General features: G+C 45.8%; 9 protein-coding genes. 4 read left to right on the top strand and 5 right to left on the bottom strand.

Annotated elements, in window-relative coordinates; translation table 11 throughout:
• Positions 1-124: 124 nt before the first annotated feature.
• Positions 125-250, bottom strand: coding sequence for a hypothetical protein (locus QXT17_RS07425; RefSeq protein WP_342814480.1), 126 nt, complete (start codon positions 248-250; stop codon positions 125-127).
• A 196-nt stretch (positions 251-446) separates the two neighbouring features.
• On the opposite strand from QXT17_RS07425, the gene bgaS reads away from it, so the two are divergent.
• The 3 genes from bgaS to QXT17_RS07410 are packed head-to-tail and all read left to right on the top strand — an operon-like array spanning position 447 to position 2,699.
• Positions 447-2,003, top strand: coding sequence for a beta-galactosidase BgaS (bgaS, locus tag QXT17_RS07420; RefSeq protein ID WP_342814481.1), 1,557 nt, complete (start codon positions 447-449; stop codon positions 2,001-2,003).
• Positions 2,000-2,233: a hypothetical protein gene (locus QXT17_RS07415; RefSeq protein WP_020961767.1), complete on the top strand. Its 234-nt coding sequence runs from the start codon at positions 2,000-2,002 to the stop codon at positions 2,231-2,233. The genes bgaS and QXT17_RS07415 overlap by 4 nt, the downstream gene beginning before the upstream one ends.
• Positions 2,220-2,699: a hypothetical protein gene (locus QXT17_RS07410; RefSeq protein WP_342814482.1), complete on the top strand. Its 480-nt coding sequence runs from the start codon at positions 2,220-2,222 to the stop codon at positions 2,697-2,699. The genes QXT17_RS07415 and QXT17_RS07410 overlap by 14 nt, the downstream gene beginning before the upstream one ends.
• 475 nt (positions 2,700-3,174) lie before the next feature.
• Here QXT17_RS07410 and QXT17_RS07405 read toward each other — a convergent pair whose 3' ends face one another.
• The 4 genes from QXT17_RS07405 to QXT17_RS07390 form a co-directional block, all read right to left on the bottom strand.
• Entirely contained in the window at positions 3,175-3,363 is a 189-nt protein-coding gene (locus QXT17_RS07405) for a hypothetical protein (protein WP_338064848.1), read from the bottom strand.
• A 189-nt stretch (positions 3,364-3,552) separates the two neighbouring features.
• Positions 3,553-4,548, bottom strand: a complete 996-nt coding sequence (locus QXT17_RS07400) for an NAD(P)-dependent oxidoreductase (protein WP_020961770.1) — start codon at positions 4,546-4,548, stop codon at positions 3,553-3,555.
• Positions 4,545-5,984, bottom strand: coding sequence for an acyl-CoA reductase (locus QXT17_RS07395; protein ID WP_148681924.1), 1,440 nt, complete (start codon positions 5,982-5,984; stop codon positions 4,545-4,547). The genes QXT17_RS07400 and QXT17_RS07395 overlap by 4 nt, the downstream gene beginning before the upstream one ends.
• Positions 5,974-7,266 carry a hypothetical protein gene (locus tag QXT17_RS07390; RefSeq protein ID WP_020961772.1) on the bottom strand — a complete coding sequence of 431 codons (1,293 nt, stop codon included), beginning with the start codon at positions 7,264-7,266 and terminating at the stop codon, positions 5,974-5,976. The genes QXT17_RS07395 and QXT17_RS07390 overlap by 11 nt, the downstream gene beginning before the upstream one ends.
• A gap of 397 nt (positions 7,267-7,663) precedes the next feature.
• On the opposite strand from QXT17_RS07390, the gene QXT17_RS07385 reads away from it, so the two are divergent.
• Positions 7,664-8,752: an NAD(P)-dependent alcohol dehydrogenase gene (locus QXT17_RS07385; protein ID WP_052885599.1), complete on the top strand. Its 1,089-nt coding sequence runs from the start codon at positions 7,664-7,666 to the stop codon at positions 8,750-8,752.
• Positions 8,753-8,763 lie beyond the last annotated feature (11 nt).

Genomic DNA, 8,763 nt, shown 5'->3' with positions numbered 1-8,763 from the left:
CAGTTGTCGACTCTTTCCAGTATGAAGTAGTCGTCACCTGTGTATAGCACCTTGTACATTCCGCTTCCCAGAAGCTTTGTGGGATCCTTGTTTTCGGCAATGACGGGCCACTTGCCGAGGTCTGTCATGCTCCACCAGTTATTAGCGTCTGTTCTCTTGGGATGTTTGGCGGTTGCGCTAAGACGGGTACAGCGACAATGATTGCTATCAGGAGTATGGCTATTGCCAGGGATATTTTCCCTTTGTTCATGTTTATCACGGTTGTATTTTTTAGGCATGTTATAATTAGCATGGCTCTTTATAAATTTTACGCCTTTTATTTTTAAGGTAAAAGTTCCCTTGGAACGTATTTAAAAGTATAGACTGAGTATTTTTATAATTATTAGTTGATTTATAGCTAGGGGTTAAGTTTATAAGCATCCACAGAAAAACCTAAATTGACTAAAATGGTTAGAAAGGAATTCCCTGAGAACTTTAAATGGGGCGTCTCTCAGTCGGGATTCCAGTTCGAGATGGGCGACCCGTACAGGAGATACATCGATGTAAACACTGACTGGTGGCACTGGGTACGAGACCCCAAAAACATAACGAGCAAACTTGTTAGTGGCGATTTGCCCGAGGAAGGTATAAACTATATCGAGTTTTACAGGCACGACCACGAATACGCGAAAAACCTTGGAATGAATATTTATAGGCTGGGTATAGAGTGGAGCCGTATTTTCCCCTATCCGACAACATTTATTGAGACGGATGTATCCTACGACGGGAACGGTCTCGTTCAGGATGTAAAGATAGATAAAGAGACTCTAGCGAAGCTTGACAAGATAGCCAACAGGGACGCCGTTGCAATGTACCGTGCAATAATACAGGACCTCAGGTCGAGAGGCTTCAAAGTAATTGTAAACTTGTTCCACTTCACTCTGCCATTCTGGCTACACGACCCAATCAAGGCCAGGGAGACAAACCTCAACAACGACAGAAGGGGGCTCGTAGAGGAAAGCTTCCCGATAGAATTTGCAAAATACGCTGCATACATTGCCTGGAAAATCGGAGACCTTGTGGACATGTGGTCGACAATGAATGAGCCAATGGTGCCAGTAGAGCTCGGCCTTATTGGGCCCTATACAGGTTTTCCGCCAGGCGTGATGAGACCAGACGTTGTACCAAGAGCCATGGCTAATATTGCCCTTGCACATGCACTTGCCTACGAACAAATAAAGAGGTTTGACACTGCCAAGGCTGATGCGGACTCTTCTTCCCCCGCGGAGGTGGGCATTATCCACAACATTATCCCAGCTTATCCTGCAGACACGGCAGGCAACGATAGGGCTGTTGAGCACTACAACTATTTCCATAATACCTATATTTTGGACGCTATTACAAAGGGACAAGTAGACCTAGAACTAGACGAGAAAACCATTGTTAAGGCAAATGTTCTAGGCAACAAGCTTGACTGGCTAGGTGTAAACTACTATACAAGGATAGTTGTCAGAGAACAGAAGGGGAGGTTCCCCGGTCGACCAGTCCTAGACTTTGACGGAGTAGCAGGCTACGGGTATGCATGCGTCCCATTCGGCTTCTCAAAGATTGGAAGACCATGTGACGGTATGGGGTGGGAAATGTATCCAGAAGGTCTTCTAGATGCCCTAAAGATAGGCTACAAATACGCCAGCAAGATATATGTCACAGAGCATGGGGTATCAGACGCTAGGGACATACTTCGGTCAAAGTCAATCGTAAACCACCTTTACATCTTGCATGAGGCAATCGAAAGCGGCATCCCAGTTAGGGGGTATCTACACTGGGCCCTAACAGACAACTATGAGTGGCCCCACGGATTTAGACAGCGCTTCGGTCTCTACGAGGTTGACTTGCTTACAAAGGAGCGGAGGCCGCGGAAGTCAGTAAGCCTTATGCAGGAGATAATCTCCGGGAACTCCCTTAGAGATAACCATTTATCAGCCCTCATATCCTTCCATAAACATAGCAGTGAAAATATATGACCAAAACCATAGCGGTAGACGAGGCTACCTGGAAAAAGCTAAGGGCACTTAAAGACAAGCTTGGACTGCAGTCCTACAACGACGTTATAAACATCCTGGTTGAGCGATGGCACGTCACTGAAATAAAAGAAGCCGTAGACACATTGAGCCTGGATCTTGAGCCGCAAGAAGCCGTCTCCATACTTAAAAGCATGAGAAAAATGAGGGCGCCAAACATTGACAAACAGTGAAGAGCTCCTCGAACAATCCGACCTGTTGCTTGATGCGTCAGCTCTGGCTGTACTTCACAGCTCAAAGTATAGGGACTTTATACCCATAATTGTTTCTAGATTCAATGTTCACGTTACAATTTTCTCGCTGGTAGAGTTCGCAGCGTCTATATACTATACGAGAAAAACACCGCCCTCCACAAGTATAATGCAGGTCATGCGGAAAATATACACCGTGATTGACACCCTCGACGATGCACTCATTGAAAAAATCGCAATGCTGATGGGAGAGCTTGCTCACTACTCTATACCTGCCACTTTTGAAGACGTAGCTAACGTAGTCATAGCCCTGCAGAGAAAAATGGTTCTTGTAACTGGGGACCCAGAGAGATACACGGGTCTAGAAAAATACGGCGCGATAATCCTTAACGTGGAGGAACTTATACAGTCAACGGAAGAATTCTTGGAAAGAGAAATCAAGCCATAAGTTTCTCGCAACTCCCTTTACTTTTAGTAGTAATCGCACCTTTAATAATAACATAATGGAAAGAATATCCTCAAACTTCGTCGTGCCTAAGAGCATGTAGACCCTGAACTGACTTGTAAGCCCCGTCAAGCGAGACTATAATTCCGTCAATGAGCAAGGCAGTAGCAGCGTGCAACGAGTCAAAAAAATGAAAGGTCATGCTTCTCTCTTAGCACTGAAGCCCTAATTTGTACTTCAAGCGTTGGAGGCGCTTCTCTCAAGTTTGGAGAGTTCCAAAAGTAGAATAGGTCTTCCCTAATATCACGCTCGCCGTATCCCCTTTACCTAAGGAGCAAGGAATATTCTAAATAAGCCGAGGAGGCAACTCTTACATTTTTGTATTTTCCTGTAGCTACCTTTTCAAAGAATTTGCTAACAACTTAGCGATAATTATCATTCTTGTTAACATAGGCAATCAGTGAGTCTACCTCCACAATCATTTTCCAGCCTCCCTCATGATGACTTCGTCGGCCTTTTCCTCTACAACGTCATAAGTAAGAAGGGGATCCTCGTACTTAGCGCGCAAAGCTTTTGCAGGGTTCTTAATTACCTCTATGATTACTTTACCATTTTCCACCCTCCATACTAGAATGTCCCCGACCTCTAATCCTAAAACTTTCCTGATGCCTGCTGGATCACTTGTAAGATACTTATTACTTACTTTGCTATGCTCCGTAACTAATCCTAAGAATTATAAGAAATCTTAGCTTAAAAATTTTCTTAGCTCAGTTATTTCTACCAAATTTAATAAATCGTATATTCCACGAGATTTGGCTTATTATTTGGCTCTTTAGTTATTTACTCGTTTTTCTTACTATTTGATATAGTTGTTTTGTTTGTACCATTGGATTGTTTCACGGAGCCCAGTCTTGAGGTCGTATCTTGGCTGGTAGCCTAGTTCCTTTCTGGCTTTTTGTATGCTGTAGGCCCTGTTCGTGGTTACGGAGTCTACAAGCGCCGTCCTGTGCATCAGGTTTCCCTCTCCAGTTAGACGGTCATAGGCTTCTAGGGGTGCCAAAAGGATCTTCGCTAGTAGAGGTGGTACACTTATCTTGGGTGGCTTTATCCCTGTTAATTCATAGAGTATCTCGTATACCTGGTTGTACGTGTACCACTTGTCCTCGGTGATTATATATGTCTGGTTGACAGCGACGTCTTTTTCCAGTGCAAGCATGAAGCCTTGGACAACGTCCTTCACATGTGCGAACTGGATAAGTGTTTCTCCTGTCCCTATCTTCACGAGGCTGGCAAGCCCCCTGCTGGCGTAGCTCGTGATAAACCAGTACGACACGTCGTCAACGTTTCGTGGGCCATATATCCCCGAAGGTCTAATAATCGTGTATTTTAGCCCTTTCTCTGCCAAGGCCTTTACCTCTGCTTCAGCCTTTGCCTTGGATCGCCCGTATTCGAACTGCGGGTTTAGTGGAGTAGTTTCGTCTGCCGGCGGGTTTTTCACTGGCCCTATTGCCTCTGTGCTACTACAGTATATGAAGCGGTCTACATTGTTTTTTAGGGAGGCTTCTGCGAGCCACCTTGTCCCCTTAACGTTTACAAGCTCGTATAGCTCTTTCTTGCCAAAAAATGTGTAGTAGGCAGCTAGATGCACGACTACGTCTACGCCACGTGTTGCTGGTCCGAGGGTTTCAGGCTTCGTTATGTCGCCCTCTATCATTTCGACTCCTAGTTCTCTGAGGAGCGCCGTGTTGCTTGTCCTGCGTACAAGTGCTCTAACGCTGTATCCCTTTGCCACGAGCTCCTCGACGAGGTGTCCTCCAAGGAAGCCTGTAGACCCTGTGACTAGTATCTTCACTGGTCCCTCACCCTGATATAACTTGTATAGGTGAAGGCCGAAGGTATAAAAGTCCCGTCGTATGGCTCGCTTGGGGTTCTCAGGTAGCTTTCTCCGAGTGGGACAACCCTGTAGACGCCTGTCCTATAGATGTTCTGCATAATTTCTTGCAGTTTTTCTATTGAGACAGCTATGGAAAGGGTCTGCACCCTGTCGACCCCCTCATATGCGGGATTTGATGGAAGCTCGGATACGAGGCTTAAAGCTTCCTTTATTGATGAAACCCTTATTATTTCGAGGAATCTCCTCCTGGCATATAGGGGTAGCAGAGAGCCGCGCGGCAAGGTGGTTAGAAGGCTCTTCTCCTCGGACAAGACTATGGTCCAAGGATTGCTGGGGTCCTGACTTGCGATGACTTTTGCTCCCGCTAGTTCAAGGCTTCTCCGTAACACGAAGAGTTGGTATGGGAGGCTTTCCATTTTTATGGGGTACTCCCTGCCTATACGGTCCAGCGAGGAGGCTAGTTTTTCTGCAAAGAATTGTAGCTCCTGCCTTGTACCAATGAACGCCGCCTGAGTTGGTGAACTACATAGTTGCTGGTCGTAGAGAACCATTTCTAGGGCAAGTTTCTCGGCTGTCTCGTCTGTTGCTTTTTCCGCATCGATTATCGAGAAGCCCGTCATTGGACCATTTACAACGAGCCTCGGCCTGTTGGGATTTGAGGAAATAGTCCTAACTATCACGGTTCTGCCCGGCTCGCCACCCCAATAGTTGACTACGCCTAGCGGCGCTTTTTCCAAGAGGGTCTTCAGGTTCCTGCTTTCATGTGTAAAGTAGGCGACGAGAAGGGCTCGCCTCACTGGCTCGTCCGATGGGATATCTTGGAGTGGTTGGAAAACTTCGCGCACGGCTTTGAAGTTTGTTAGAGAAGGCCTGAGGATTGTGAAGTTGCCTGTAGCTAGGGAGATTGTTCCAGGTATCAGAGGTGGGACTACAGAGTTGCCGGAGCCTATTATGAGTACTGGGCCTGCCGGAAGGTTTCTGACATATTCTCCTGGGGCTAGTTCTACGGGTTCCTCTAGGCTTCTGGAGCCTCCGACTAAGCTAACATTTAGTAGTCTCCTTAGGTTGTCCTGGCTTAGGACTTCTCCTACAAATTCTAGCTCTAGACCTATCAGTGTCTCGCTGTAACCAGTTGACTTTGCAAGCTCCCTTTTCAACGTGTCAAGCCTTCCATGTTCAAGTTTCTCAAGCCATATCTCCCTCAGGTGCTCAAGGACGCCGAGCCTTTTCGATAGGGGCGTACTTGAAAGTTCCTGCTGTAGTCCTCGTGCTTCTTTTAGGAAAGATAAGAGCCAGTCTGTCCTGGGCTCGTAAATTTTATTCCCGTTTAGATTGATTTCCTCAACAGCTTCATTTTGGATCAAAGGATGAAGCGGAAAAACTTCACTCTGCATTTATTTTTCCACCCTTAACCATGAGCTCTTCCAGTGTCCCGCCGCAAGCCCTCTGAAGGCTCCATCCCTCATCCTCAGTTAGTCTCCTGACATAGATGAACTCTCTTCCATAGTACCTATCTGAAGGGACCTGCCTCATAATGTCTCCAGGAATAAATACCTCCAGCCATGTTATAGCCATGGGGTCGAAGATTCCGAGGATGCCGTCGACGTTGTAATCGTTTATCGGCTTGTAGGTCTTGGGGTCCAACAGGAAAACCTCCTGTAGTGGATGAGGAATCTTGTTCATTACGCCGTAGTTGTCTAGATGAGCCGTGAGGGTCTCAGTCATCCCTAGAACATCCATGAATGGAACTGGAACTTCCTGGCCCGTGTCGGGGTCCTCGGCCCTGAAAACCTTTCTAGCTTTTTCAACTATGACTCCGTATTCGGGAATGTTGAAGCCCTTTGAACCGCCGCCTGTAACTATGACTCCGCCCCTTCCCAGGTTAATTGGTGGCGCACCTGCAACAAGCTTGTAGGCTATCCTCTTTAGAAAGCCAAGATTACCAAATTGCTCTGACAACAGGTGGACTCCGGCAGGCGCAGAGAAGAAGAGCTTTGGCTCTTTTTTGCTTTTTATAAATTCTAGTATCCTTTGCTTGTTGGGAACAAGCCTCTTCCATAGTGGCCCGCCAGAGGACTCAGGCAAGAGATCCATCCCGTAAAGGAGGGGGATCTTCTTGTACTGCAAGGCAAGGTCTACAAAGGCTACAAAGTTCAAGTGGTTTTTTAGCTCCTCTGCGGCTAGAAACAAGGCTAGACCCTTGCCTGGTTCAAGGAAATGCCCATATACATACTCGAATAGATTGGCATTAGCCATAGTCATCATTAAAAGTTCGATTGGGCTCCTGTAGACCCTTACTGGATCCTTACCAGTTGTACCGCTAGACCTGAAGACATATCCTCCCTCGTCCTTGTTGGGGATGTAGAACTTCTCTATACCGTTTCCCCTCAATAAGTCCGATGGGACAGCCAGCTTCGCCAAGTCTTCGACTTCTGCGGCTTTGGGGTCGATTCCTAGGGAGTCAAACATCCTCTGATAGAATTCGCTGTTCCTAGCAAAGAAGTCTAGAGAGCTCCTAAGCAAATCACGTCTAAGCTTAGCGAGGTAGTCTGGAGACTTTTCGAAGAGAGTTTTGTCCTGTGAGAGTTCAAAGAGCCTTTTCACGTGTGGGTCGCTGAGAAACTTGCTTTCACTGGCCTTTTTTTCTATCCATTCATACGTAGGGAGTACACTCATATAATCACTATTTTTTCGCCAAAAGGCCAAATAAATTTTGCCAATAGTTAAATTCACATCTACAGAGAACTCATGGATGTGAAGATCTCCTTGTCTACATTTTCTTCCAAATCAATCCCAGAGTAAAACACTGTTTGAAATACTATGCACAGTTCCTAATAGGGGCGAACAAGTTAGTGTATATTGGGACTTTGCATCTTTTTTTCAGTAAAGTTTTTTTAATTCTCTCTAGGGATGGAAAAAGAGTTCTTGCATCCTTTAACCCAGTTCTTTTTCCATTAAAATTTTGCGCACAATCTTTAAAAGATTTTTTGTTGATATAGAATAAAAATACATGTTAAAAAATGAATATAAATAAGTTTGGACATATGTTTACCCGATGACCATGAAAGAAAAAATGAAAGGCTTTGCAATGTTAGATTTAGGGAAAACTGGCTGGGTTGAAAAACCTGTACCCACTTTGGGACCATACGATGCATTGGTGAGACCCTTGGTTGTAGCTCCATGCACTTCAGATATTCATACGGTCTATGAGGGTGCATTTCCTCGGGAATTGTGCGATTTTCCAAGAATACTAGGCCATGAAGCCGTTGGAGAAGTCGTGAAAGTAGGAGAAAAAGTAAGAGACTTTAAGCCTGGGGATCGTGTGGCTGTTCCCGCAATAACACCTGACTGGAGAACGCTTGATGTTCAAAGGGGCTACCACCAGCATTCGGGAGGGATGCTGGCAGGTTGGAAGTTTAGTAATCCGCTTAAGAGTGGCGGCAAAGATGGAGTTTTCGCGGAATACTTCCATGTAAATGACGCCGACATGAACTTGGCAAAGATACCTGAGGGAGTATCTCTAGAACAGGCAGTTTTCGCAACCGACATGATGACCACCGGGTTCCATGGAGCAGAGCTGGCAGATATTCCCCTAGGAGGCACAGTGGCTGTTTTCGGGATAGGTCCTGTAGGGTTAATGGCAATAGCAGGCGCCAAGCTACTTGGAGCCGCAAGAATCATTGCCGTTGGAAGTAGACCACGTCTCATAGAGCTGGCAAGATATTATGGAGCCACAGATATAGTCAATTATAAGCGAGAAAATCCTGTCCAAAAGATTCTTGAACTTACTAATGGCGAAGGAGTAGACAGTGCTATCATTGCTGGCGGCGATTCTTCAGTAATTGCTGATGCAGTTAAGGTTGTTAAACCGGGAGGAACAATTGGTAATGTGAATTACTTTGGAGCGGGCGACTACTTGCCGATTCCTAGGATTGAGTGGGGAGTAGGTATGGCGCACAAAACAATAAGAGGCGGTTTATGTCCTGGTGGAAGACTGCGCATGGAGAGACTTCTTGCTTTAATTAAATATGGCCGTGTGGATCCCTCTAAGATGATCTCTCATAGATTAAAGGGATTCGACGCTATTCCAGAGGCTTTTGAGTTAATGAGAAGGAAAGACCTGCCAGACCTTTGTAAGCCAATCGTTGTAATAGAAGAATAAGGCTCTAGAAA

Origin of the sequence: Thermofilum sp. (genome assembly GCF_038871435.1) — an archaeon.
In the GTDB taxonomy this organism is placed as follows: domain Archaea; phylum Thermoproteota; class Thermoprotei; order Thermofilales; family Thermofilaceae; genus Thermofilum; species Thermofilum adornatum.
The sequence above is the reverse complement of the archived record's forward strand: the minus strand, read 5'-3'. Positions and strand labels throughout refer to the sequence as shown.

Excerpts from the sequence above, each read along its gene's own strand:
- QXT17_RS07385 (WP_052885599.1), top strand. The coding sequence starts at position 7,664 with ATGAAAGGCTTTGCAATGTTAGATTTAGGGAAAACTGGCTGGGTTGAA.
- QXT17_RS07415 (WP_020961767.1), top strand. The coding sequence starts at position 2,000 with ATGACCAAAACCATAGCGGTAGACGAGGCTACCTGGAAAAAGCTAAGG.
- bgaS (WP_342814481.1), top strand. The coding sequence starts at position 447 with ATGGTTAGAAAGGAATTCCCTGAGAACTTTAAATGGGGCGTCTCTCAG.
- QXT17_RS07395 (WP_148681924.1), bottom strand. The coding sequence starts at position 5,984 with ATGCAGAGTGAAGTTTTTCCGCTTCATCCTTTGATCCAAAATGAAGCT.
- QXT17_RS07390 (WP_020961772.1), bottom strand. The coding sequence starts at position 7,266 with ATGAGTGTACTCCCTACGTATGAATGGATAGAAAAAAAGGCCAGTGAA.
- QXT17_RS07425 (WP_342814480.1), bottom strand. The coding sequence starts at position 250 with ATGAACAAAGGGAAAATATCCCTGGCAATAGCCATACTCCTGATAGCA.